Annotated in this window: 22 protein-coding genes; 12 read left to right on the forward strand and 10 right to left on the reverse strand. The window is 35.4% G+C overall.

The features are described from left to right. Positions 1-77: 77 nt before the first annotated feature. On the forward strand, positions 78-1,535 hold the full coding sequence (gene dnaA, locus EMTOL_RS00010; protein ID WP_015027195.1) for a chromosomal replication initiator protein DnaA: 1,458 nt from the start codon (positions 78-80) through the stop codon (positions 1,533-1,535). A gap of 60 nt (positions 1,536-1,595) precedes the next feature. On the opposite strand, the gene EMTOL_RS00015 is transcribed toward dnaA, so the two are convergent. Further along, entirely contained in the window at positions 1,596-2,792 is a 1,197-nt protein-coding gene (locus EMTOL_RS00015) for a class I SAM-dependent rRNA methyltransferase (protein ID WP_015027196.1), read from the reverse strand. A gap of 196 nt (positions 2,793-2,988) precedes the next feature. On the opposite strand from EMTOL_RS00015, the gene EMTOL_RS00020 reads away from it, so the two are divergent. From EMTOL_RS00020 to EMTOL_RS00035, 4 genes are all read left to right on the forward strand, one after another. Continuing rightward, positions 2,989-3,978, forward strand: coding sequence for a sugar phosphate isomerase/epimerase family protein (locus tag EMTOL_RS00020; protein WP_015027197.1), 990 nt, complete (start codon positions 2,989-2,991; stop codon positions 3,976-3,978). A gap of 59 nt (positions 3,979-4,037) precedes the next feature. Further along, positions 4,038-4,595, forward strand: coding sequence for an RNA polymerase sigma factor (locus tag EMTOL_RS00025; RefSeq protein WP_015027198.1), 558 nt, complete (start codon positions 4,038-4,040; stop codon positions 4,593-4,595). 213 nt (positions 4,596-4,808) lie between these two features. Beyond that, positions 4,809-5,918: a FecR family protein gene (locus tag EMTOL_RS00030; RefSeq protein ID WP_015027199.1), complete on the forward strand. Its 1,110-nt coding sequence runs from the start codon at positions 4,809-4,811 to the stop codon at positions 5,916-5,918. A gap of 228 nt (positions 5,919-6,146) precedes the next feature. Continuing rightward, positions 6,147-9,266: a TonB-dependent receptor domain-containing protein gene (locus tag EMTOL_RS00035; protein WP_305953145.1), complete on the forward strand. Its 3,120-nt coding sequence runs from the start codon at positions 6,147-6,149 to the stop codon at positions 9,264-9,266. A gap of 82 nt (positions 9,267-9,348) precedes the next feature. Here the strand turns inward: EMTOL_RS00035 and EMTOL_RS00040 are convergent, their stop codons facing one another. The 3 genes from EMTOL_RS00040 to EMTOL_RS22320 form a co-directional block, all read right to left on the reverse strand. Next, on the reverse strand, positions 9,349-10,161 hold the full coding sequence (locus tag EMTOL_RS00040) for a purine-nucleoside phosphorylase (RefSeq protein ID WP_015027201.1): 813 nt from the start codon (positions 10,159-10,161) through the stop codon (positions 9,349-9,351). 137 nt (positions 10,162-10,298) lie between these two features. Beyond that, complete coding sequence (gene rpmB, locus EMTOL_RS00045; RefSeq protein ID WP_015027202.1) at positions 10,299-10,538, reverse strand: 50S ribosomal protein L28; 240 nt, start codon at positions 10,536-10,538, stop codon at positions 10,299-10,301. Positions 10,539-10,628: 90 nt separating this feature from the next. Then, complete coding sequence (locus tag EMTOL_RS22320; protein WP_305953146.1) at positions 10,629-10,775, reverse strand: C1orf53 family protein; 147 nt, start codon at positions 10,773-10,775, stop codon at positions 10,629-10,631. 84 nt (positions 10,776-10,859) lie between these two features. Between EMTOL_RS22320 and EMTOL_RS00050 the strand changes: the two genes are divergently transcribed. Continuing rightward, on the forward strand, positions 10,860-11,300 hold the full coding sequence (locus EMTOL_RS00050) for a GNAT family N-acetyltransferase (RefSeq protein ID WP_015027203.1): 441 nt from the start codon (positions 10,860-10,862) through the stop codon (positions 11,298-11,300). 143 nt (positions 11,301-11,443) lie between these two features. Here EMTOL_RS00050 and EMTOL_RS00055 read toward each other — a convergent pair whose 3' ends face one another. Both EMTOL_RS00055 and EMTOL_RS00060 read right to left on the reverse strand, forming a co-directional pair. Then, entirely contained in the window at positions 11,444-13,081 is a 1,638-nt protein-coding gene (locus tag EMTOL_RS00055) for a T9SS type A sorting domain-containing protein (protein WP_015027204.1), read from the reverse strand. Then, the gene (locus tag EMTOL_RS00060) at positions 13,062-13,754 is read right to left on the reverse strand and encodes an NUDIX hydrolase (RefSeq protein ID WP_015027205.1); all 693 of its coding nucleotides are present in this window, start codon (positions 13,752-13,754) and stop codon (positions 13,062-13,064) included. The genes EMTOL_RS00055 and EMTOL_RS00060 overlap by 20 nt, the downstream gene beginning before the upstream one ends. Positions 13,755-13,923: 169 nt before the next feature. Here EMTOL_RS00060 and EMTOL_RS00065 point away from each other — a divergent pair, with 169 nt between their 5' ends. The 6 genes from EMTOL_RS00065 (at position 13,924) to EMTOL_RS00090 (ending at position 20,054) form a co-directional block, all read left to right on the forward strand. Then, positions 13,924-15,204, forward strand: coding sequence for a hemolysin family protein (locus tag EMTOL_RS00065; RefSeq protein ID WP_041693336.1), 1,281 nt, complete (start codon positions 13,924-13,926; stop codon positions 15,202-15,204). 97 nt (positions 15,205-15,301) lie between these two features. After that, positions 15,302-15,931, forward strand: coding sequence for an orotate phosphoribosyltransferase (pyrE, locus tag EMTOL_RS00070; RefSeq protein WP_015027207.1), 630 nt, complete (start codon positions 15,302-15,304; stop codon positions 15,929-15,931). A gap of 158 nt (positions 15,932-16,089) precedes the next feature. Further along, a complete protein-coding gene (locus EMTOL_RS00075) occupies positions 16,090-17,676 on the forward strand; it encodes an MFS transporter (protein WP_015027208.1) in 1,587 nt (528 codons plus the stop codon). Positions 17,677-17,917: 241 nt separating this feature from the next. Next, positions 17,918-18,565, forward strand: a complete 648-nt coding sequence (locus EMTOL_RS00080) for a hypothetical protein (protein WP_015027209.1) — start codon at positions 17,918-17,920, stop codon at positions 18,563-18,565. A gap of 35 nt (positions 18,566-18,600) precedes the next feature. Continuing rightward, positions 18,601-19,359, forward strand: a complete 759-nt coding sequence (locus EMTOL_RS00085) for a sensor histidine kinase (RefSeq protein ID WP_305953147.1) — start codon at positions 18,601-18,603, stop codon at positions 19,357-19,359. Positions 19,360-19,379: 20 nt separating this feature from the next. After that, positions 19,380-20,054 carry a response regulator transcription factor gene (locus EMTOL_RS00090; protein WP_015027211.1) on the forward strand — a complete coding sequence of 225 codons (675 nt, stop codon included), beginning with the start codon at positions 19,380-19,382 and terminating at the stop codon, positions 20,052-20,054. Positions 20,055-20,151: 97 nt separating this feature from the next. Here the strand turns inward: EMTOL_RS00090 and infB are convergent, their stop codons facing one another. The 4 genes from infB to EMTOL_RS00110 all read right to left on the reverse strand — a co-directional run bounded on the left by infB (position 20,152) and on the right by EMTOL_RS00110 (position 25,910). Then, on the reverse strand, positions 20,152-23,259 hold the full coding sequence (infB, locus tag EMTOL_RS00095; RefSeq protein ID WP_041693338.1) for a translation initiation factor IF-2: 3,108 nt from the start codon (positions 23,257-23,259) through the stop codon (positions 20,152-20,154). A 198-nt stretch (positions 23,260-23,457) separates the two neighbouring features. Beyond that, positions 23,458-24,702, reverse strand: a complete 1,245-nt coding sequence (nusA, locus tag EMTOL_RS00100; RefSeq protein ID WP_015027213.1) for a transcription termination factor NusA — start codon at positions 24,700-24,702, stop codon at positions 23,458-23,460. Positions 24,703-24,798: 96 nt separating this feature from the next. Beyond that, on the reverse strand, positions 24,799-25,272 hold the full coding sequence (rimP, locus tag EMTOL_RS00105) for a ribosome maturation factor RimP (RefSeq protein ID WP_015027214.1): 474 nt from the start codon (positions 25,270-25,272) through the stop codon (positions 24,799-24,801). Positions 25,273-25,445: 173 nt separating this feature from the next. Next, positions 25,446-25,910 carry a hypothetical protein gene (locus tag EMTOL_RS00110; RefSeq protein WP_015027215.1) on the reverse strand — a complete coding sequence of 155 codons (465 nt, stop codon included), beginning with the start codon at positions 25,908-25,910 and terminating at the stop codon, positions 25,446-25,448. Positions 25,911-26,012 lie beyond the last annotated feature (102 nt).

A 26,012-nucleotide genomic window follows, 5' to 3' on the forward strand; every position in this document is an offset into this window, starting at 1 on the left:
AAAATCTCAAATTTCACTTCACGATTAGGTCGATTTTTTTGTTATCTTTGCAGCCCTTTTGAATTTCTGACTAAAAAATGACCATTTTAGAAAATCCCAAAACCCCCAATGTAACTTTGCAACGTGAGGTGGACATAGTGTGGCAGAACTGCCTAAAGATGATACGGGAAAGTATTTCTGAACAAAGTTATAAAACTTGGTTCGAACCGATAATTCCCGCTAAGTTGGAAGGCAAAAAACTGACCATTCAAGTACCAAGCCAATTCTTTTATGAGTGGCTTGAGGAGAATTATGTACATCTACTAAGAAAGTCTTTGGATTATGCCATCGGTCGTGATGGTATGCTTGAATACTCTATTGTTGTAGATAGCGGGAATCGTCAGAAAAATGAGCCTCAAATTGCAGTGAATATGCCTCCTGTGCATACTCCTCAATATGCAAAGCCCGATAATCCGAATGCTGATGTAGTGAAAAATCCTTTCCAAATGAAGGATTTGGATTCGCTTAGCCTTGATTCTTACCTAAACCCCAATTATACTTTTGATAATTTTGTGGAAGGTGACTGTAATCGACTGGCTCGTGCTGCTGGTTTTGCGGTTGCCTCTAAACCTGGGGTAACTTCTTTCAATCCATTAATGATTTATGGGGGTGTGGGTCTTGGGAAAACCCACTTAGTACAAGCCATTGGTAATTTTATGAAAAATAAAGCTGCCAATAAGTTTGTACTTTATGTTTCATCAGAAAAATTCACAAGTCAGTTCATCAACGCCATCAAAAATAATAGTCTGCAAGATTTCATGAACTTCTACATGCAGATTGATATTTTGATTATTGATGATGTACAATTTTTATCAGGAAAAGAAAAAACACAAGAGACTTTCTTCCATATTTTCAATCACCTTCATCAGTCAGGTCGCCAAATTGTAATGACCTCTGACCGCCCACCGAGAGAATTGGAAGGCGTAGAAGACCGCCTTTTATCGCGTTTTAAATGGGGACTTACAGCCGATTTACAAACCCCTGATTTCGAGACTCGTATTGCCATTATACAGAAAAAAGTACAAGCTGAGGGCATTTCGATTGCTTATGAAGTGATTGAGTATTTGGCACACAGCATTGATACCAACGTACGTGAACTTGAAGGTGTAATGATTTCATTATTGGCTCAAGCCTCGCTTACTCGCCGAGAAATAGATTTAGAATTAGCCAAGGCTACTTTACGTCATTTAGTAAAGGATTCTGAACGAGAAGTGACAGTTGATACAATTATTGAAGCAATAACTGAGCATTATAAAGTTAGAACCGCCGATTTGAAAGGAAAAAGTCGTTTACGAGAAATTGTATTGCCTCGCCAAGTGGCCATGTACTTAACCAAAGAATTGACAAACCTTTCATTGAAATCTATTGGTTATCACTTTGGGGGCCGCGACCACAGTACAGTTATTCACGCCATTCAAACAGTTAATGATTTAATGGATACTGATAAAGAAATCAGTTCAGCCGTGAATAAATTATTGAAGATGTTTAGAAAATAATAGTAAATACATTAATAGTAGAATTAAGGGAGATGTTTTTTCTAACATCTCCCTTAATTTTTATTCAACATATAAAACCAAACCTTTCAGATAACTACCTTCAGGATGAAATAAATTTACGGGATGGTCTGCTCCTTGAGTTAGATGATGAAGCACCCTTACCTGACGCCCAACTTCAAGAGCTGCCGACATGATGGTGTTATAAAATAGCTCACGGTCAACTACTTGTGAACAAGAGAAAGTAAATAAAATTCCGCCTTTGGCCAATCTTTTAATTCCTTCAACATTCAAACGTTTATACCCTTGTACGGCATTGTGTCGTTTAGCTATATTCTTGGCATAAGCTGGTGGGTCGAGAATAATGACATCATAAAATTGGTCGTTACGTTTGAGATAAGTCATCACATCTTCAGCATACGCTTCGTGATTGGCAGTTTCTCCAAAATTTAATGCTACGTTTTGATTAACCAACTCAACCGCTTTCTTCGAAACATCTACTGAATGAACTAAACTTGCCCTTGATTTTAGAGCATAAATCGAAAATCCACCCGAATAGCAAAATGAATTTAATACTTTCTTTCCTTTCGCATACTGAGCCAATAAAGCACGATTATCTCGTTGGTCAAGGAAAAAACCTGTTTTTTGTCCAGTAAGCCAATCAATTAAGAACTTATGGTCATTTTCAGAAACTTCGTGTGGCACTAATTCATTGGTAGAACGATTGAAAAGATATTCATTCTTTACATTTTTAGCAAATTCTGCGGGTAAGGTTTCTGCACTTTTATCATAAATAGCCAATAATTCAGCTCCATAAATTTCTTTCAATGCTGCTACAATTTTTTCACGTTCTTGCCACATGCCAATCGTATGAGCTTGAAAAACCACCACTCCATTATAAAAATCAAGAATCAAACCCGGAAAACCATCACCTTCGCCATGGACCAAACGATAGCAGTTTACCTTTCCAGTTCCTCCTTGAAAAACAATGGTTTGTCGAACTTTATGTGCTACTGAAAGCTTTTTTAGCCAAAATTCTTCATTCACCGCTACGGTTTCATAAGAAAAAATTTTAACCGCAATACTTCCTTTATAAAAATGGCCAGTTGCCAAATAATTATTCTTTTTATCAAAAACTTCAACCACATCACCATCAATGGGATTTCCTTCGGTCTTGGCGATTGCTCCCGAAAAAATCCAAGGATGGAGGCGTTGCACTGCCATTTCTTTACCAGCTTGTAAAATTACTTTTGCGTACATACTTTAGTTTTGCTTACATTGAAAATCAACCAAAATATGATAATAAAATACATAATTGGCCAATCTAATTTAATTTTACTACAAAATAAGAAAAATTTGAAGCGGCATAAAACCATATCTTCGATTAAATCTTTATATTTACCTGACTCTTTTCAAATTTAGATGTTAAACATAAACCCTTAACCTTTAATTTACTATGAAATTCAATCGTAGAAATTTCCTACGTCAGACTGGAATTATCGCAGCTACTCCATTGATAGCCAGCGAATTATGGTCTTGTACTCCTTCTTCTAAAACAGAAGAAAAAAAGACCGACTCAACAGCAACCTCTGCAATCATGTCAGAACCCTCAGTTAAAGAATTTGGCTTACAACTATGGACAGTGAAAGAAGATTTAGCCAAAGACCCGAAAGGTGTTTTGAAATCATTAGCCAGCTATGGTTATAAACAAATAGAAAGTTTTGAAGGAGATAAAGGCGTATTTTGGGGCATGAGTGCCAAAGATTTCAAGGCATACATGGACGAGTTGGGTATGAATATGATAAGTACACATTGCAATCCAGATTTTACAATTAAAAAAGAAACTGAGGGGGCATTTAAGAAATTAGTTGATGATGCCGCAAGTATCGGCATGAAATATTTGATAAATCCATTTTTAGGAAGCTTAAAAACAGCCGATGAATGGAAAAAAGCAGCAGAAGGACTTAATCGTCAGGGAGAAATTGCTTCAAAAGCAGGTTTAAGAGTGGGTTACCATAATCACCACTTCGAATTCAAGAAATACGCTGATGGAACTTGTCCGGAGCAAATTTTATTGGAAGGAACCGACCCTAAATTGGTTGATTTTGAATTAGACCTTTATTGGGTAGTTAAAGCAGGTGAAGACCCAGAAGCTTGGTTTACAAAGTATAAAAATCGTTTCCGTCTTTGCCATATTAAAGACCTCTATAAAGAGGAAAAAATGAAAGAAATAGAAGCGAAAGAAAAACAAACAGACCCATTCTGGCCAATTGGAGGCTCAACTATCATTGGTACGGGTAGAATAGATTTCCCGAAAATTTTAAGTACAGCCAAAGCCAATGGCATGGAATATTATATTGTTGAACAAGAGCGTTTTGATAATACCACTCCATTAAAAGCCGTTGAAGCAGATGCTGCATACATGAAGAAACTGGTATTTGCCTAATATTTATAAGTAATCCCCCTTGGTATTTTCAAAACTAAGGGGGATTTTATTTTTAACCTATGAATAAAAACGAACACTACCTTGATGGATTACTTTGGGAAGCCCTTCTTAAAGACGATGAGAAAGCTTTGGGGTACTTGTTCAATACCTATTATAATAAACTTTATCGAGCTGGATTGAAATGGTGTTTGGATAGCGATATCACTGAAGAAGCTATTCAGCTTATTTTCAGCGACTTATGGAAGTATCGTCATACGCTTACCCAAATTCAATCCTTTGAGGCTTACTTAAAAAGTTCGTTAAAAAAGCGAATTTTTAAAGAATTGCAAAAAGCAGATAGTATTGAGAAAGTAAATTGGGAAGATGCAGAAACTTTTATTTTATCTACCCAATCCTACGAAGAAATCTTAATCAAGCAAGAAGCCGACGAATCTTTGAAAGTCAAACTACGCCTTGCCCTTGAAGAGCTTACACCTCGTCAAAAAGAAATTATTATGCTCAAATACTTTGAAGAAATGAGCTTCAAAGAAATTTCTGTACGAACAAATCTTCAAACAGATAGTGTTTATAAAACCCTTCATGAAGCAATCAAGAAGCTCCGAACGATACTTAAATAATATTTCGGTACTCATTTCATTTTAAAATATCCTCTTTGTTTCAAGGCTTATTTATTAGATTTTTCATTAAAAATGATGGTTGTAAATCTACGTTTACGAATTATAATTTGTGTATGCAAAAAAAAATCTCAAAAATCAGGAAGATTTTTGAGAAAGTCTTCTCTGTAATTATATACAACAAAATATTATTAGAAAAATTTGTCATTTATTTCCATGAAAAAAAAATTAACTCGTTTTGATTCCCAACCATCAATTGAAGAACTTTTAGTTGATGAATCTTTTTTAAATTTTTATTTTAAGAAGGATGAAGCAGATATTTTAGAATGGGAAGATTGGGCTGAAGATAATACCCAACGAAAAGAGTTAATTGAAAAATCGTTTGCCGAATTGGATAAACTTTCTTTGAAGTGGTCAGCGAATCAAGTTAATCAAAGATTTGATGATTTACGAGATAGTTTTGTCAATAAAGAAATTAGGGATGGATTACAAATACCTTATAGTAAACCAATAATTCGTTGGGCGGCAGCAGCTATTATTTTAATAAGTATAGGTTGGTGGTATTATCAGAAATCCGATACGCAATCTGGCATTTACAAGGAATTAGTTGCCAATTCGAGCATCGAACTCATTGAAAAAGAAAACAGGTCAGAAAAACCTTTATTAATAACACTTGATGATGGTTCATCAATCTTACTTCAAAAAGGTAGTAGGTTAAGTTATCCAGCGGCTTTTAAACATGATAAAAGAGAAGTTTACCTCGATGGAGAAGCCTTCTTTGAAGTAGCAAAAAATCCAGAAAAGCCTTTTTTTGTATTTGCTAATGAATTAGTTACCAAAGTTTTAGGCACAAGTTTCACTATAAAAGCTTTCAAAAAACAAAAAGATGTACAAGTAATTGTGAGAACGGGAAAAGTATCAGTTTACAGGCTTGATGAGGTAAATAAAAATGCAAGAATCATTAGTGGTGAATCGAAAGTATTAGATGGAGTTATTGCAGTTCCAAACCAGCAAATAAGTTTCGATAAAAAAGAAAATAATTTTTCAAAAACCTTGGTAGAACAACCCGAAATGCTGTCGGAAATGCCTCAATATAACTTTGAATTTAGGGATGAATCAGCTGCTAATATCTTTGCGACTATTCAAAAAGCCTATGGGATTATAATCATATATGATGAAGAATTATTGAAGGAATGCCCCGTAACAGCCACTTTATCAGACGAACCTCTTTATGGAAAATTAGATTTGGTTTGTAATGCCATTGAAGCACAGTATCAAGTCATTGACGGGCAAATAATAATAAACAGCAAAGGATGTAAAAACTAAACTGATAAACATCTGTGGTATTTTCCACATAAGTACCAGCTTTAAAACTAAATTTCAACTAAACCAAAATCGGTGATGCAACGAACATCACCGATTGAATTTTCCCTAATCGAATTTTGGCGAATTCGAATAAAAAGGGAATGTTTTTGTTTCATTTCTCACAAATTCTCAAAAACGTTTAAAATTATGCGATTTTTTACAAAAACCAATTCATTAACCACTAAAATTATGAGATTGAGCCTCCTGCAATTCTGTATGGCTCTGCTTTTTACTGGACTAAGCTATGCTCACTCAAGTAGTGCTCAAGAAGTATTAGACAGAGAAGTATCGCTGCAACTCAAAGAGCAAAACCTTGAAAATGCCTTGAATAAAATTGAGGAAACGGCAAATGTGAAGTTTGTTTTCAGTTCGAAGCTAATCAAGAGTAATCGTTTTGTTTCGCTTAATGTGAAACAGCAAAAACTCTCAAATGTGCTCGAAAGTCTGTTAAAGCCGCTCAATATTACTTTCAAAGTTAGCGGTAATAAAATTATTCTAAATCGCATGGCCGATGTTATGCTCAGCCCAAACGTAATCGAAAGTCCCATTACAGGAAAAGTTACTGACACTAAAGGAGAGCCTCTTCCAGGTGTGAGTGTCAGTATCAAAGGTACAAAGAGGGGTACCAGTACTGAAATGGACGGTACATTTAAACTCAATGCCGATGATGGTGATATTTTGGTATTTAGCTTTATTGGTTTTTCAAGTAAAGAAGTAAAAATTTCGGGTAATCAAGCCATTAACATATCTCTTGAAGAAGCTCTTTCTTCCTTAAGTGAGGTAGTTGTAACCGGAACACGTAGCAGCGGACGAACCAAAATAGATACTCCTGTTCCTGTTGACGTCATTCCGCTTTCGCAAGTAACTAATAATGTTGGACAAGTTGACATCAATCAAATTCTTACATTCGTTGCTCCATCATTTCAATCGTCTCGCCAAGCTATTTCAGATGGAACTGACCACGTTGATCCAGCCCAATTAAGAGGCTTAGGGCCAGACCAAGTATTGGTTTTAGTGAATGGCAAACGTCGACATCAGTCAGCATTAGTAAATGTGAACGGAACGGTTAACCGCGGAACAGTTGGCACTGACATGAATGCCATTCCTGCAACATCCGTTGAAAAAATTGAAATCTTACGAGATGGTGCTGCAGCTCAATACGGTTCGGATGCGATTGCTGGAGTAATTAATATCGTATTAAAGAAACAAATGGGTTTAAGTGGGAACTTATCTACCGGTGAAAATATTACAAATTATGATAAAAATTACGCAGTAAATTTCTCAAATGGCCAATCTAAAAGTGTTAACGTACAAGATGGCCTTACTGCTCAATTAGGTTTGAATTATGGATTAAAACTTGGAAAAAAAGGTTTTTTGAATGTTACTGGTGAATATGTATCTCGTGGAGCTACCAACCGTACAGGTACTTATACAGGACAAGTTTTCCCTGCAGTAACAGGCCAAACTGACGACCAAGTAATTGCTAGTAAGGGTCTTACACGCAATGACTTCGACATGCGTATTGGAAACTCCCAAGTAAAAGGTGGTGGCATAGTTATTAATGCTGCTTTACCAATCAACGATAACTTTGAAGCTTATGCATTTGGTGGGTGGAATAATAAAAAAGGAAATGCAGCAGGTTTTTACCGCTATCCGAATGCTGTTCCTTTACTTAATGCAGCCGCTGTTTCAGCTACAGGCCTTCCAGCGAATACTATTCGTACGAATGTATTTGCGGTGTATCCTAATGGTTTTTTACCCGAAATCAATTCAAATGTAACCGATATCTCATTTGCTGCAGGCATTCGCGGCAAAATGATGAAGAACTGGAATTTTGATTTAAGTAATGTATTTGGTAGAAATATTTTTGATTATGGGGTTGATAATTCTGTGAACTATACTCAAGCTATTGGAACTACTAATTTTCAGCGTACTTTCGATGCTGGTGGTAATGCATTCAGTCAGAATACCACTAATTTTGATTTGAGCCGTAAATTTGAAACTATATTAAGTGGCTTAAACTTTGGAGCAGGTGCTGAATTTAAAGTTGATCAGTTTAGTACGCGTGCAGGTGAAGAAGCCTCTTGGAAAAACTATAATGAAAAAGCCATTGGCGTAGCATTAGGCTCTCAGGTTTTTGCTGGTTTCTTTCCAAAAGATGCAGGTTCTTTTAGCAGAAATAGTTTTGCATTATATACAGATTTAGAACTTGATTTAACAAAAGCTTGGATTGTATCGGGAGCGTTACGTTTAGAAAAATACTCAAACTTCGACCAAACCCCAATAAACTTTAAACTTGCCTCTCGCTATAAACTAACCGATAAAATAGCCATACGTGGAGCCATCAGTACAGGTTTTAGGGCACCTTCACTACAACAGAGCTATTATTCTAAGACTAATACGCTGTTTGTAACCATTAATGGTATTCAAACACCTGTAGAAAGTGCTACTTTGCCAAATAATAGCAAGGCAGCAGCTATTTTAGGTATTCCAACACTCAAACCTGAAACTTCAACTAATTATAGTTTAGGTGCAACTGCCCAATTAGGTAAATTAGAATTAACTGTTGACGCTTATCAAATAGATATCAAAGACCGTATTATCTTAACAAATAATTTTACTGCAAATGGAGATGCTAATTTGGCAGCTCAACTTGCTGCGGTTGGTGCAAATACTGCTAATTTCTTTACCAATGCTATCGATACGCGTTCGAGGGGCTTAGAAGCAGTAGCCGCTTATGGTACTAAGATTGGAGATAAACACCATTTAAAATTCACTTTGGCGGGAGCATTTATCAATAATCAAGTAATTAAAGGCTCCGATGGTAAGCCAGCAATTAAAGCTTCACAAACACTTATCAATAGTGGCCAATTAGCAAATTATTTTAATCGTGAAGACCAAAGCCGAATTGAAGTAGCAAGTCCAAAAAATAAGATTACTGGTACAATTAATTATAAAGTAGGTAAATTTGGAACAATGCTTCGTGTGGTGCATTTCGGACAAGTTGTTTATTTAGACCCCACTATCTTAAGTGATGCAAACTTCGTTGCCAATGCCTTCAATAACAACACAAAAGAAACTTTAGACCAAACATTTACACCAAAAACTATTACTGACCTTACTCTTAACTACCAGTTAATGAAAAGCATGAGTTTATCAGTTGGTGCGAATAATATTTTTGATGTCTACCAAGATATTCATAAACATTCTGGAAATATGTCACTTGGTCGGTTTGTTTATTCTCGACGAGTACAACAATTTGGCTTTAATGGCCGCTTTCTGTTTGCTCGTTTGAACTTTACATTTTAAACTAAAAACCAAATATATACCCTAGAAAACATAAAGCCTTCCCAATTAGGGAAGGCTTTTTTACATGTACATCAATATGAAATCAAAGTCCAGCAATTAATTCCTTGATTATCAAGGTCATATTAGGTTCTGCTCTATAAGCCGAAGCTAATATCTTTTCTATCTCTGCTTTTTTCAAAGTTTCAGGAATACACATATCCGTAATGACAGAAATACCAAATACAGGCAAATCCATTTGACGAGCAACGATTACCTCTGGCACAGTGCTCATACCCACGGCATCAGCACCAACCATTCTTAAAAGTTTATACTCGGCCTTTGTTTCTAGTTGTGGCCCACTCACACTCACATAGGTACCCGTATGCACACCTTCGATGTCATTTTGTGTAGCAATTAATTTAGCTTTTTCAATCATTTCTAAATCATACGGTTCGCTCATATCTGGAAATCGGTCGCCCATTATATTAGGGCCAACCAATGGATTTTCAGGTAAAAACAAAGCAATATGGTCTTCTATAATCATTAAGTCGCTCTCTGAAAAGCTTGGATTCATTCCCCCCGCAGCATTGGATACAATTAAGCGTTCGATGCCCAACATTTTCATCACTCTTACTGGAAATGTCACTTGCTGCATCGAGTATCCTTCGTAATAATGGAAGCGTCCTTGCATACAAACCACATTTTTACCTTTGAGTTTTCCAAAAAGTAGTTTTCCTGTGTGAAACTCAACGGTTGCAATTGGGAAATGTGGAATATCTTCATAATTGATGGTGTATTCCACCTCGATTTCGGTCGTGAGTTTACCGAGCCCAGTACCCAAAATGATACCAAACTGAGGTCTAAAATCGCCAATTATCGATTGAATATAGTTTGTTGCTTCGTTGATTTGAACCATAATATAAGATTAATTAAACAAAGTATTAATTTGCTTGAATATACGAAATAAATTAGATTATAGCCTTTCTACAACAGAAAAAAGCATGACCCTTGCTGGGTCATGCTTTATATCTAAAATTGCTTTTTAGCTATATATTATAATGCTAAAGTTCCTTTGCGAGCCGCATCAACAATAGTAGCTTCTAAGCCTTTCTTGTTGATTGTACGAAGAGCTGAAGTTGAAACTTTCAACGAAACCCAAATACCTTCTGATTCTAAAAAGAATCTTTTAGTTTTTAAATTTGGGAAAAACTTACGCTTAGTTTTATTATTAGCGTGCGATACATTATTACCGACTTGCGTTTTTTTACCAGTGATTTGACAAACCTTTGCCATTGCCTATTGAAATATTTTCTATGAAAAAATTATTAATTCCTCAAACGGAGTGCAAAATTACACATTTTTTTGGAAATGAAAAAGTATCGCTCAGTTTTTTTTGAAACCATAAGGACAATGGCGACACCCACTCTTACAACAATACCCACGCTTTTGGTGGTAAGCTGCTGTAAAGACTATAAATCCGTTCTCGTAGTAATAGTCATCAATGTCATATTTTTGATTTATATTTGACATTGTTTTACTTTTTTTCTTGCTCACAATCCTATCTTTTTAAATCATTCGCTTTTAACTTTCTGTTCAATAAAATTGTTTAAAAAAATGGAATTAAATATTCAAGTAGCCACCATAAATGACCTCGAAGATATTTTACAAATTTACGCTGAATCTTTGGATAACGGTCGAGTAATAAGCTTAGAGAAAGCAAAAGAAATATTCTTAAAACAACAACAATACCCTGACTATAAAGTTTTTATAGCAAGAATTAAAGATAAAGCAGTAGGAACCTTTGCTATATTAATCATGGAAAACATGGCTCACTTGGGTACCCCTTCAGCAGTTGTTGAGGATGTCGGTGTTTTACCTACAATGCAAGGACAAGGGGTTGGTAAACAAATGATGGAGTTTGCCTTGGCTTACGCGAAGGCTAAAGGATGTTATAAAATGAGTCTTTCAAGTAATCTAAAACGTGAAAAAGCTCATCAATTCTACGAATCTTTGGGTTTTCAGAAACATGGTTTTAGTTTTCTAATGAGCATTTAACTGATACTAAATATTGTCACAATATTTTCACAGATTTATTAGGTTTTCAGCTAAAACTAGCGTTTTTTTAAGTTATTCTCTTCTATATGCTATTTTTTTGCGACTGTATCTTTATCACTAATACTCCGAAAAATTAGATATTTCTACTTACAAATTACTAATTTTCTTGAAATGCCTAAAGTTTTAAGTAGGTAAGTAGCATCCGATAGCTTACTGATATTCAGAGTTTTTATATTTTCTCCCAACGTAAAATCATGCATTTCAGCAAATACTTTTCGACCTTGTAAATCAAATATTTCGATTGGCTGTTTCTGCTGTTTTGAGCTATAAACTTTTAATGACACACGTTCTTGTGCAGGATTAGGGGCTATTTCAAAAGCTTGAATATTGGGTTCATTTGCCAGTAAAGACATATCAAACTTACATAAAAACACTTCATAACCTTTGAGGGTAATCATTTGGCGATACGATTTGTAAGCAACCTCAATCGTAACTATTTCATTTTCATCTTTCGCATAAGGATTATGTGCCACTACCAATAACTCATTGCCTTTTGCCACTCCTCTCCAAATAGGTTTTCTTGTATCTACATACTCACGAGCAGGAGCAGGAATAACCAATTCATAGTTACCAGAGAACATTTCTTTGTATTGAGAAAGGCGGTATAATCCATTGATAAAGTACTCGTAGGTGGCAAAGTTTTCGTTATTACCAAAAGTGCCAGGGTCTTCCCAAAGCCATAAACCTTTCGCTCCTGAAAAGAATGGAAAGATAGCCGTTGCTTCAGCCATAAATGGTCTAATAAACCTCTTGACAAATTGAGGAGTATAACTATACCGAAGCCAAACAAAAGGAATAATTGGTTTGGAGGTCCATGCTCGATTGACTTCAATTTGAAATAGCATATAGGCTAAATAGTCAGGAGCAAGTGGATTGGGGAAGTCGTAATAATAATAAGCTGCGGGCGAATAGAAATCTTGGTTGTCATAAGCAGCCCCTCCGATGGTATTCTTAGAAAAATCATAATTAATATAATTCAATAGAGACGCATCTGAGGTCCATTTTTGCCAAGAATTTCCAGCAATATTTATGTACGTATTCAAAATTGGAGCATCCGAATATCCTCCAATCTTACTAGTTGTCGTTGAATATTGCTTAGTTGCAGCAAATGCTTGTCCGTATAAAGCTTGGATATCTTTCTTGTATTGAACAATGAATGATTGATTATCAAGACTTTTGTAAGCGGCAGGTGTAGCAGGGTGATTTTTCAGGAGTAGTATAGAATCATTTGACTTGATTTGAAGTTCAATATCAGGTACAAATAAATCAATATCGACGATACCCGTACCTTTAGAACTCGTAAAACTATTGGCAAAGCCCGCCATATCATTCTTCCACTTCGTTTTATACAATTCTATATTATTTCCCCAAGGGCTTTTTGCAGTTTCCCAAGGCTGGTTAGCAGAAGGATAACCTGTGCCATACCAAACTGCAGCTCTTTGATTACGAGGTAAATCTGCATCATTTCCATCGGAAGTAGCTAAATGACTAAAACCATATTTTAATGGTAGTTTTTGGAAATCCCCAAAACGTGGTCCTCCATAAACAATTGAAAATGGTAATGAAAATTCAGGAAACTTTCTCCAATCAATTGTGCGGTTTTGTGTGCTAGGGCTAAAAGTAAAGGAACTCGGCTGACACGAGTTTTGAGCCTTAACTTCTTTCAAAGCAAAAACAAGTAAAATCAATATAAAAAGCTTCTTATTCAGAATCGGTTTCATTTTTATTACCTAATTGGTCAACTACAAATCTGATAGAACTATACGAATTCAACAAAGCTTTTTGTACTTCTTTTGAGCCCATCCATTCCAATCGTTCTATTCCTTCTTCGGTTTGTGGTTGCATTTTTGAATCATCTGAACAATGCATTCTATACCATTTCGTACGCTTCAAAATTTTATTATTCCCCATCGTATAGGTATGCCAAGTTGTGCAAATTTTCTCACCTAACTTTACTTGAATACCACACTCCTCCTCTACTTCCCTTACAGCCGTTTGCTTCGATTTTTCACCATCATCTCGTTTTCCCTTTGGTAAATCCCATTTACCTAAACGAAACATCATCAATATTTTGTCATCCTCATTGAAGACGACTCCACCTGCCGCCTTAACAACTTTATAAAAACCACGAATTTGTCGTTCAGTAGATTCTTTATTATCAACTACAAACGTAACCGATTGATAACCAACCTCTTTTGTTTGTTGAATAATTTTAAAGAACTTGTCAATCGTTGCTTCGTTTGCATTCAAAATTACTACATGACCATGCAGTTTTTTTAAATTGAGCATCTCCAAACGTGCATCAAGCATTACATCATAATCATTGCCATGTAAACGCTTCAATTTAGAGTTACTAACAATTCTTATTAATTTGTCGTCAATAAAAATGACCATATAGATTTTTGAAAATATTTGATTGGAAGACAAAGTTCGGAATTTTTTTGGAAGTAATCAGATACTAAAAAAAATTATAATATTGTTTTTGCATAAATTTTGATGAAAATATTTTATTTTGCACCTTAATAATCATCTGAACCCCAATTATTGAGGGTTTAAACTTTAAATGGAAATTTTTATAATCCTTTTTTTAGTAATTCTTAATGGGATTTTCTCCATGTCGGAGATTGCTCTCGTATCTTCAAGAAAAACCAAACTCGAAATAGCCAGTAAAAACGGAGACCGTCGTGCCGCCGCTGCACTTGAACTTGCTACCTCTCCAAATCGATTTCTTTCAACTGTTCAAATCGGAATCACACTTATCAGTATCTTAACCGGTATTTTTTCAGGCGATACTTTAACCATTGGTGTTCAAGACTCCTTAACGGGTTTTGGCTTAGAAGCTAAGTATGCCGATAACATTGCTGTTGGTTTAGTGGTGTTGATGATTGGATTTGTACAGTTGGTATTAGGTGAATTAGTACCAAAACGCATCGGAATGTCAAACCCAGAGGCCATTGCTAAAGTAATGGTGGCTCCGATGAACTTACTCTCAAAATTAACCGCTCCATTTATCTGGTTACTAACTAAATGCAGCGACCTAATTATTAAGATTTTAGGCATTGAAGCAACTGACAATTCAGTTACTGAGGAAGAGATTAAATCAATGATTCAAGAAGGAACCACTGGAGGTGCGATTGATGAAATTGAACAAGAAATTGTACAAAATGTATTTCATTTAGGTGATAGAAAAATCACTTCTTTAATGACAAACAGAAGTGAATTAACTTATCTTGATTTAGAAGATGATTTAGAAGATAATGTTGAAAAGATTATCACTAAAAAGCACTCTGTATATCCAGTTTGTAAAGATGGTATCGACAATATTATTGGTCTGTTATATATCAAAGACTTATTGGGCAAAGACCTTAGCATTGAGCTTAAACGATTAGAGGAATTAGTTAAAGAACCATTATTTATTCCTGAAAATAACCAAGCCTATCAAGCACTCGAAAAATTCCGTGAAGAACGAATTCACATGGGTATTATCGTTGATGAATATGGCAGTGTTTTGGGTATTATTACCTTAAATGATATCCTTGATGCTTTAGTAGGAGATATTTCGGTAAATGATGAATTTGAATATGAAATTTTTGAACGTGAAGATGGTAGTTTCTTAGTTGATGGAACATTACCTTTCGACGATTTCTTAAACAAATTCGAAGTTGTTATCAATAATCGTAAGGATTATACAGGTTTCGATACCTTAGGTGGATTCGCTCTTCATATTTTGCAGGAAATTCCGGATACAGGCGATAAGTTTAGCTGGGAAGAATATGAATTCGAAATTATTGATATGGATAAAAACCGTATTGATAAAATCTTAATCACCAAAAAAGACGATTAACCCACTCCCCTTATTTTGAGGGGAGTTTTTTATACAAAACCTTGCCCTTTTACTTAAACTTTAAGCATAGTTCGTTGGGGCAAAGAACTAAATAACCATGACAGTATCTAAAAAAATCGCTTCTTTATTATTAGAAACGAAAGCCGTAAAATTAAGTCCTGCTCAGCCATTCAAATGGAGCTCAGGTTGGAACTCCCCTATTTATTGCGACAATCGCGTGACATTATCTTATCCAGAAGGTCGTACTTTTATTAAAAAATCTTTAGCAAAGGCCATCAAAAAATACTTCCCTGAAGCAGAAGTAATTGCAGGTGTAGCCACGGCGGGTATTCCACAAGGAGCACTGGTAGCTGATGCCTTAAATTTGCCATTTGCCTATGTACGTCCGAAACCAAAGGAGCACGGCATGGGTAACCAGATAGAAGGTAGAATTGAAAAAGGTCAAAAGGTAGTAGTGGTTGAAGATTTAATTTCAACTGGTGGCAGCTCTCTTAAAGCCGTAGATGCCCTGCGTGAGGCTGGTATCGAAGTAATTGGAATGGTAGCTATTTTTACGTACGGATTTAAGTTAGCTGACAAAAACTTTGCTGATAAAGGAGTAAAATTAGTTACTTTAAGCAATTATAATGCACTTATCGACCAAGCTATGGCTCAAAACTACATATCAGCCGATTCGATTGAATCATTGAAAAAGTGGCGTAGAAATCCAGAAAAATGGGGTTTATAAGCCTTTAAAATACACCACATGAACGAAGAGGTTTGGTGAGTTTACACCAAACCTTTTTTTCTGATAATGTTTATTCATCGAACTTAGTATAACGAAAACTTTTGGAAATAGTCTATATATTTACTTATTTGCAATATCTAATTTAACCTTAACTACTTATGCAAAATAATCGCTCGCATCTTTACACACTCATGACCGTTTGGTTCTTTTGGAGTTTCGTAGCTGCCTCAAACGGTATTTTAATTCCTCTTTTTAAAGAAAAATTCCAACTCACACAAACGCAAGCCCAATTAGTCGATTTTGCTTTTTATGCAGCTTATTTTATCGGCTCAGTGCTTTATTTGATATTCTCCCGCATCATGGGTGGTGATATCCTCAATAAAATAGGATATAAGAATGGTATTGTTATAGGTCTTTTGATATCAGCCATTGGAACATTACTTTTCTATCCTGCCGCACAGAATGCTTCTTATAATCTATTACTTTCGGGTTTATTTATTGTTGGCCTTGGTTTTTCTCTCCAACAAACTGCTACTCAGCCGTTTATGATTGCCCTTGGCCCCCCAGAGACTGGTGCACAACGTATCAATCTTGGTGGTGCTGTGAACAATCTTGGCGGAACAATCGGCCCAGCTTTAGTTTCTTATGCAATTTTTGGTTCTATTTCGAAAGATGCTGCGGCAAATGCTTCTATCGAAGATGTGAAAGTACCTTATTTAATTCTTGGAGCCTTATTTGCTTTAATGGCACTTTTCTTTTGGGTTTCAAAATTACCACGTATCAAAAACGATGAAGATGTACAAGTAAGTAATATAGTTATTGGTTTGCCAATGGCATTTTTAGTTCTCTGCGTAGGTGTTGCGGTTGCATTTTCAATCGAAATCGCTATCGTATTTACTTTTATCTTAATGTGTGTATTAATGGTTGGCTACATGGGGTATTCAATCGTTAACAAAGCAGGTGAGATTCAGAATGCTGGTTCTGTTCTAAGTTATCCACAAGCGATTTTGGGAATGACTGCAATTTTCGTTTATGTGGGTGTTGAGGTAACAATTGGCTCTAATCTAGGCGAATATTTAAAAGAAACTCAAAATTTGGATTCATCTCAAATTTCAAAATACGTATCATTATTTTGGGGAAGTATGATGATTGGCCGTTGGACTGCAGCCATTGGGAACTTTAATCCTTCTGCTTCTGTGAAAAAAATCCTTACAGTAGCGATACCATTCGTAGCCTTTGCCATTGTTTTAATAGTAAATTCTTTATACAGTGGTGATGTAAGTGACCTATTCCCTTATGCAGTTTGTGTTGCAGTAATGATTCTGGCCTATTTTGCAAGTCAGGAAAAACCAGTAAGATTATTGTTAATCTTCACAGCATTAGGAGCAATTATGTCGGTAATTGGGGTAATGACAAGCGGTAAAGTTGCTTTATTTGCTTTAATTTCTGGTGGTTTGTTCTGCTCAGTTTTGTGGCCAAGTATTTTCTCGCTTGGTACGGCTGGACTTGGTAAATTTACCAATCAAGGAGCGGCATTCTTAATTATGATGATTTTGGGTGGCTCGATTATTCCGGTAGTTCAAGGAAAAGTTGCTGATTCATTCGGTATCCAAGAATCTTATCTTTTGGCTGCTGGCTGTTTTATCTATTTATTTATTTTTGGAATAGTTGTGCAAGGAGTTCTTCGTAAACAAGGCATTGACTTCGACAAAGAAGTTGTGAAAGGCGGAGGAAAAGGCCATTAAAATACATTCTTAAAACAAAAAAACGAAGCTTAAGAGCTTCGTTTTTTTGTTTATATCCTACCGAAAACAGGTATTTTTACCCATTGTACCTTATCTAATTGGCTTTTATTTTTGTAGAAATCATTATCTAAAATTCACAATAACAATTTACGATTACAGCTGCCCAATTTTAAAACTTTGAACAAATTATACAAGCATACAAAATTGTCTTCGGCAAAGACTTCATTAAAAATATTTTCAAATGATTAATTCATTTTTACTATGGCTTTTAGATAATGTACATTATGTACTGCTTTTCTCCGTTACAATTGCGTTGATTCGTTACAAATTCCTAAAAAATGAGCTTATCTATATTTGGTATTTTATTCTCATGGGAATTTTCTTCGAGATTTTATCTCGTTCATTACTATTCTTGAAAGTGCCAAACACACTTCCTGGCCTACATCTCTACACAACTTTAGAATTTTTACTGATTGGTCTCTTTTATCAAAAGTATTTTGGTGATTTCTTTAATAAAAACCTCATGACCTACTTAATTGTAGGATTCGTAATTTTTGCCATTATAAATGCTTTTTTCATTCAAGGCATTTATAACTTCAACACCAATGCAAGTGGTTTAGAAGGCATTATCGTGATAGGTTTATCGCTTTTATGCTTCTACAAAATGCTGATGGAGTTAGATACTCGAAACCCAACAAATCAACCTATTTTTTGGATTAACTCAGGTTTTTTATTTTACTTTGCAGGTAATCTTTTTATCTACTTTTTGAGTAATTACATTAAAGGAGATAACCATTTATTATCCCTTGCCTGGGGTATGCATGCCTTTTTAATGTTAATCTTACATCTTTTTATTGGAATTGGCTTATGGCTCAGTCATCGCCGTTAGACTTATATTTATTATTATTTGGCGGCACGATTGCCATGTTTTTATTGGCCGCTGGAGTGGTTACTTTTATTATACTCTACCAAAGGCGAATAATTAAACAAGATTTAATTTTTAAAGAAGCTGAAGCAAAACACCAACAGGAATTATATTATGGTACTTTAGAGGCCATAGAGAATGAACGTAAACGTCTGGCACGTGAGCTGCATGATGAAGTCGGAGCAGCTTTATCTACACTTAAATTATTGGTGGGTCAAATGCACCATAACTTATCTGAAACAGAAATATTTGAAACAAATTATGATAAGAGCAAACTATTAATTAATGATACAATTGATAACGTGCGAAGAATTTCGAATGATTTACTACCACAAGGACTCGAAGAATTTGGTTTAAAATACGGCATTGAAGATCTTTGTGAAAAAACAATGGAAATATCAGACATCAGCATTCTTCTGAAGTTTAAAGTTGATTTTGAAGCTGATAATAGAACAAATCTAATTATTTACCGCCTCATTCAGGAATTACTTAATAATGCCTTGAAACACTCAGAGGCTACCTTAGTTAAATTAAGTTTAATTTCTATTGGTAATACAATGCAAATTCAATATGAAGACAATGGAAAAGGCTTTGATTTTGATATAGCTTATAAAAAAAGAAGTTTAGGGTTAAAAAATATTGAAACTCGTACCAAAATGATAAATGGATTTGTTAAGTTTGAGACCAAAATAAATGAAGGTTTAAAACTAAATATTCAATTTCCTTTATTGCCAAAGGTTGAAGTTCAACAACCCTAACCACATATTTCAAATTATTCATGAATATGATTAATGTTGCCATTGCCGACGACCAAGTACTCTTTAGAAAAGGCATGGTTTCTATCATTAACGCCTTCAAAAACATACAAGTAATCATCGAAGCTGAAAACGGAAAGGATTTACTCAATACTATTGAAGAAGCTGTTATTAGACCAGATGTTATTTTACTTGATTTGTCAATGCCTGAATTAAATGGTGTTGAAACAACCAAGATTCTGCAACAAAAATACAGCAGTATCAAGATAATTATTCTTTCAATACATAGTGAAGAGCGTTTTGTTACACATTTGATGGAACTCGGTGTGAATGGCTATTTATTTAAAAATGTAGAACCGATTGAAGTAGAAAAAGCCCTTAGAGCTGTTGTTGAGAAGGATTTTTACTTTAACGAGACTTTTCTTAGAGCCATGCAAAATCGGATTTCTGGAAAAAAAAGACGTTTTCTTATTCAAGATGATATTCCATCTACACTCACACAAAGAGAATTAGATGTGCTTGATTTAATTTGTAAACAACATACTACACAGGAAATTGCCGATAAATTATTTATTAGTGTACGTACTGTTGATGGCCACCGAAACAATCTTCTCGAGAAAACAGGCATGCGAAATACCGCAGGATTAGTGGTGTTTTCAATCAAAAATAACTTACTCGACCCAAGTACTTTACTATAAAAACATTAGATTTTTCATATAAAAAGGTTTTCTGAAATAAATCCAGAAAACCTTTTTTTGGTGTAAATCACTTAAAATATTTAAGCAATTCAGGAAATTATAACTTACGTTTTACTTCTTTAATTTCGAAGCTTTCAATAATATCTCCCATTTGAATATCATTAAAGCCTTTCAGACTTAATCCACATTCAAAACCATACTTCACTTCTGATACATCATCCTTATAACGTTTAAGGTGCTGAATTTCTCCTTCGTGAACTACGATACCTTCACGTACCAAACGAATTCTGTTATTACGTTTCACAGAACCATCAGTTACATAACAACCTGCGATAGTTCCAACTTTACTAATTTTGAATACTTCTCTTACTTCAATTGTACCAACGATAGATTCCTCTACTGATGGTGCAAGTAAACCTTCCATAGCATCACGAATCTCATTGATTGCATCATAAATAACTGAATACATTCTGATTTCGATTTGCTCTTGCTCTGCAATTTTACGTGCATTATTTGAAGGACGTACTTGGAATCCGATTACGATTGCATCGGCTGTTGAGGCCAACAATACATCAGACTCAGAGATTTGACCTACGCCTTTATGAATGATATTTACTTGAACTTCTTCAGTAGATAATTTCAACAAAGAGTCAGAAATCGCTTCAACGGAACCATCCACGTCACCTTTAACGAGTACATTTAACTGGTGGAAATTACCAATCGCTTTACGACGTCCAATTTCTTCAAGTGTAATATGTTTCTTCGCACGAAGACTTTGCTCACGATTAATCTGCTCACGTTTGTTAGCAATATCACGTGCTTCACGTTCTGAATCCATCACATTGAATCGGTCTCCAGCTTGTGGTGCACCCGGTAAACCTAAAACCTGAACTGGAGTTGAAGGGCCTGCTTCTTTGATACGTACACCAAAAGCATCAACCATTGCCTTAACACGACTAAAATATTGTCCAGCCAACATAACATCTCCAACTTTCAGAGTACCATTCTGAACCATTACTGTAGTAACATAACCACGTCCTTTATCAAGAGATGCTTCAACTACTGTCCCAACAGCACTACGATTCGGATTAGCTTTAAGTTCTAATAATTCAGCTTCAAGCAAAACTTTATCTAAAAGCTCACTTATACCGATACCTTTTTTAGCTGAAACTTCTTGTTCTTGGTACTTACCACCCCAGCTTTCAACTAAAATATTTTCTTTGGCTAAATCTTCACGAATTTTTTCTGGAGTTGCACCCGGTTTATCAATTTTATTGATGGCAAAAACAATCGGCACACCTGCATTTTTCGCGTGGTTGATAGCCTCACGCGTTTGAGGCATCACGCTATCATCGGCAGCTACTACAACAATTACAACGTCAGTAATTTTAGCACCTCTGGCACGCATGGCGGTAAACGCTTCGTGACCAGGCGTATCAAGGAATGCAATTTTCTTGCCTTTATTTGGACCTTCTTTAATTTCTACATCGTAAGCACCAATGTGCTGTGTGATACCACCAGCTTCACCAGAAGCAACTTTCGTACGACGAATGTAGTCAAGAAGGGAAGTTTTACCGTGGTCAACGTGACCCATGATAGTTACAATTGGAGCTCTTGGTAATAAATCTGCTTCATCATCTTCTTTCTCAATCGTATCAACTTTTACCTCTTCTTCTGCAGAAATGAATTGAACATCATAATCGAAATCAAGAGCAAGCATTTGAATAGCTTCTGCATCAAGACGCTGATTAATTGATACGAACATACCCATTTTCATTGCAGCAGAGATAACTTCTGTCACAGAAACATCCATTAACGATGCTAGTTCGGCAGCAGAAATATACTCTGTTACTTTCAAGATGCTGCTCTCTTCCTGTTCTTGAAGGTTTCTTTGTTCTTCTTGTTCAGCACGAGACCTACGCTTATCTTTTCTATACTTAGCTCCGAAGTCAGGCCCTTTGGTTTGCATACGAGCCATCGTTTGTTTGATTTGCTCTTTTACTTGTCCCTCAGAGATTTCTTCTTTGCGTTCTTTTTTCTTTTTGTTGTTATTATTGTTATTGTTGTTAGCAGTATTTTTATTATTACTACTTGTATTGCTTGTATTATTGGTAGTAGTATTAGGTTGATTGTTAGGCCCTTTTTCAGCAGAAGTTTTTGGCTTTGATGTATTTTGCTGTACTTCTGCACCCGTAACCTTTTCACCACGCTTTACACGCTTACGCTTACGCTTGCGTTTGTCTTTATCATCAGCACTTTGACCTGTGCTTTTCTTCTCAACAGGAAGTTCAATTCTGCCTAGGACTTTTAAGCCCTGCAATTTCTCTCCTTTTGCTAAAATCAGCTCTGGTTCAATAACTTCCTCCTCTACAACAATTGGTTTTGGCTGTGGTTTTGGCTGTTCAATTTTAACAGCTGGACGCTGCTCTTGCTTGAAAGCAGGTCTTTGCTCTTGTCGTTGATTTTGATTACCACCACCCTGTTGACGATTTTGGTTGTGATTGTCATTACGATTTTGTTGCTGTTGTTGCACTGGTGGCTGTGGCTTAACCTCAGGTTTTGGAGGTTCAACTTTGGCAACCGGCTCAACTTTCGGAACAATCACTGCTGGTTCAGGTATATTTACTGGCTCAGGCTTTGCTTCAGCTACTTTTGGAGTCTCAACCTCCACTGGTTTTGGAGGTTCTATTGGTTCAACCTTAACTTCTGGTTTCACTTCAACAGGTTTTTCAACAACTACTGGTTTTACTGGCTCAACTACCGCTACTGGTTTCTCTGGCTCAACTACGGGTGCTGGTGGCGGAGTCGGAGTAGATGGTTTTCGGTCTAGGTCAATTTTACCTAAAATTGTTAAGCCTGGGGTTTTGCTTTCAGCACGAATCACTTCGGGCTCAGCAGGTTTAGTTGGCTCATTTGCTGCATTTTTTTCATCTTCTTTTTGTTGGCGAAAATACAAAATATCAGCACTACCACCCGGAGTTGCTGGTTTAGCAACTTCAGCTGGTTTAAAAGAACCACCATCTTCAAGCAATGAGCTATTACTAAATTCTTTTGAGAGAATATTTAATTGTTCAAAGTTGAGTTTGGCATTTGGATTATTCTCAATACGATGGCCTTTCACAGCAAGTTTTTCAACGATAGTTACAATACCAACGTTGAGTTTCTTTGCCGCAAGGCTGAGTCGCATTTCTTTTTGTTCTGTCATAAAATGATTTAAAAATCTGTTTTTATTATCCTCGTGCAAGGATTACTTATATGTTTTCTAAGCCTAAAAAACTTGTAATAAACTTAAATTTAGTGACCTAAAATTCAATACTACAAATGTAACTTCTAAATTCTTGATTATCAAGAATATATACATTATAGTTAATTATTTCGTATTAAATCGTAGATTTTATTTGATTTATTCAAATTCTTTTCTCAAAATCGATAATACCTCATCGATTGTTTCGTCTTCTAATTCAGTACGACGAGAAATATCTTCTTTAGAAATAGCCAATACCGACTTAGCAGTATCAAGACCAATCTTACGGAATTCGTCGAGTACCCAATCTTCGATTTCGTCAGAGAATTCTGACAAGTCAACGTCTTCTTCATCTTCTTCTCCTTCGATATCACGGAATACATCAAGTTCCATCGAAACGAGTTTACCTGCCAACTTAATATTCATACCTCCTTTACCAATAGCCAATGATACTTGGTCTGGTTTTAGGTAAACGGCCACACGCTTACGTTCATTATCAACCTGAATATTGCTGATTTTTGCAGGGCTTAATGCTCTAGAAATCAACAAATTAAGATTATCTGTCCACTGAATAACGTCAATATTTTCGTTTTCTAGTTCTCTCACAATTGTGTGAATTCTTGAACCTTTCATACCAACGCAAGCTCCTACTGGGTCAATGCGGTCATCATACGATTCAACAGCAACTTTTGCTCTTTCACCTGGTTCACGAACAATCTTACGCACAGAAATTAAACCATCTAAAATCTCAGGAATTTCTTGCTCAAATAAACGTTCAAGGAATACAGGAGAAGTACGAGACAAAGTGATACGTGGTGTACCGTTATTCATTTCTACTTTATGAACAACCGCCTTTATACTTGTACCCTTTCTTGGTCGGTCTTTTGGAATTTGTTCGCCTTTTGGTAAAAATAACTCATTACCCTCACTATCCAAACATACTACTTCTTTACCCAAGATTTGGTACACCTCAACAATAATCAATTCTCCTACTAAATCTTTATACTTCACATAAAGCATCTCTTTTTCTAAATCCTTGATTTTTTGAATCAAAGTTTGGCGAGCTGTTTGTACGACGCGACGGCCAAAATCTTCAAGCTTCACTTCATCGGCTACTTCTTCACCAATTTCGAAGTCAGGTTGGATTTTTTGGGCTTCAGAAAGCATAATTTTATCAGAATCCCAAATATCTTCTGAGTTATCATCTACAATTTCTCTTGTACGCCACATTTCCAAATCACCACTATCTGCGTTAATGATAACATCGAAATTATGGTCAGAACCAAATTTCTTACGAATCATTGTTCTGAAAACATCTTCCAAAACCTTAATCATCGTAGGACGGTCGATATTCTTTTCACGAGCAAACTCTGAGAAGGATGCTATTAATTCTCCACTGTGCATAGTTGAGTATCTAATTAAGAATTAAGAATATTGAACTTAGATTGATTTTATTAAACCTAATCAAACATCTTAATTTTGTTCTAAATATTTTTTATTTTATTTAAACGAAATAATTACTTGTGATTCTTTAATGTTATCAAACGGTATTTGAATTGGAATTATTTCTTCATTCTTTTTCCGTTTTTTGTCTTCAATTAGAGTAATTTGTGCCAAATCAACTGCTTCTAAACTACCTTTCACCTCTTTACCATCTTTGAAAACTACCTTTAAATTACGACCGATATTTTTTCGATACATTCTCTCCGACTTCAAAGGAAAATCTACCCCCGGAGAAGATACCTCTAAAGTGTATTTTTCAGGCATCATTTCGTCAATATCAGTACCTAACTGGCGACTAATTGCCGTACATTCATCAATTTTTATACCTTCATCAGAATCAAGCAAAATCGTCACCTTGCTATGTACTTTAGAAAGAGATACCTTAATATCCACAATAAAAAACTTATCGTTTTCTAGGAGTGGCTCTAGTAATTGCTCTATCTTTTGTTTTACTTCGGTATTGCTATTCATGTTTGTTTTCGCCTCAATAGGCCGTATCCTCAAAATCTAAATCATTTAACACGAAAAAAAGGAGGGCTTCGCACCTCCTTTTTCACATTTCTGTTGCAAATATATATAATTAAATAGGCTTTTACAAATTTTAGTCAATAATAAGTAGATATTGATATGATTATTGGGAGAAATTATTCAAAATCACGAAATTTCTTCTTAGACATCTCATACGAGATAATAGCAGGAATGTAGAATGTAATATCGGCTGTAAACTTAGCAATGATTACACCTAAAGACACATTATTAAGCCAAATTGGAATATAATACATCAATACTGGTCTGATTATCAAGCTATCAAAAACTTCTGCAATACCAAACTCAACGAATAATGCTCGTAAGTTTTTTAAAAAAGTTTGAATTGTATATTTCTTATTTTTTGAATTTAGGTCACGTTTTGTGATAATTATATCATTCAAGAGAATGGTTCCAAAATACCCGAAATTACCAGCCCAAGTGCCAACAATTGCCATTGTCATATTACTTTTGGTTTGGGTAAGTATCCAAATTGAAGTAACTAAGGTTATAATAATTGAAATTAGTTCTGCGGGTAAATATCTTTTTATCCATTCCAAGACTTTTTTATTTTTTATTTGCATTACTACGATGATTATTTAGTTGATTTTGCTAATCTTATTTTTATAAAGTATACCATGAAATCATTGAATTAAACCTAAATATCTAGGAATTTACTCCATTTT

This window comes from Emticicia oligotrophica DSM 17448 (assembly GCF_000263195.1).
Taxonomy (GTDB): Bacteria; Bacteroidota; Bacteroidia; order Cytophagales; family Spirosomataceae; genus Emticicia; species Emticicia oligotrophica.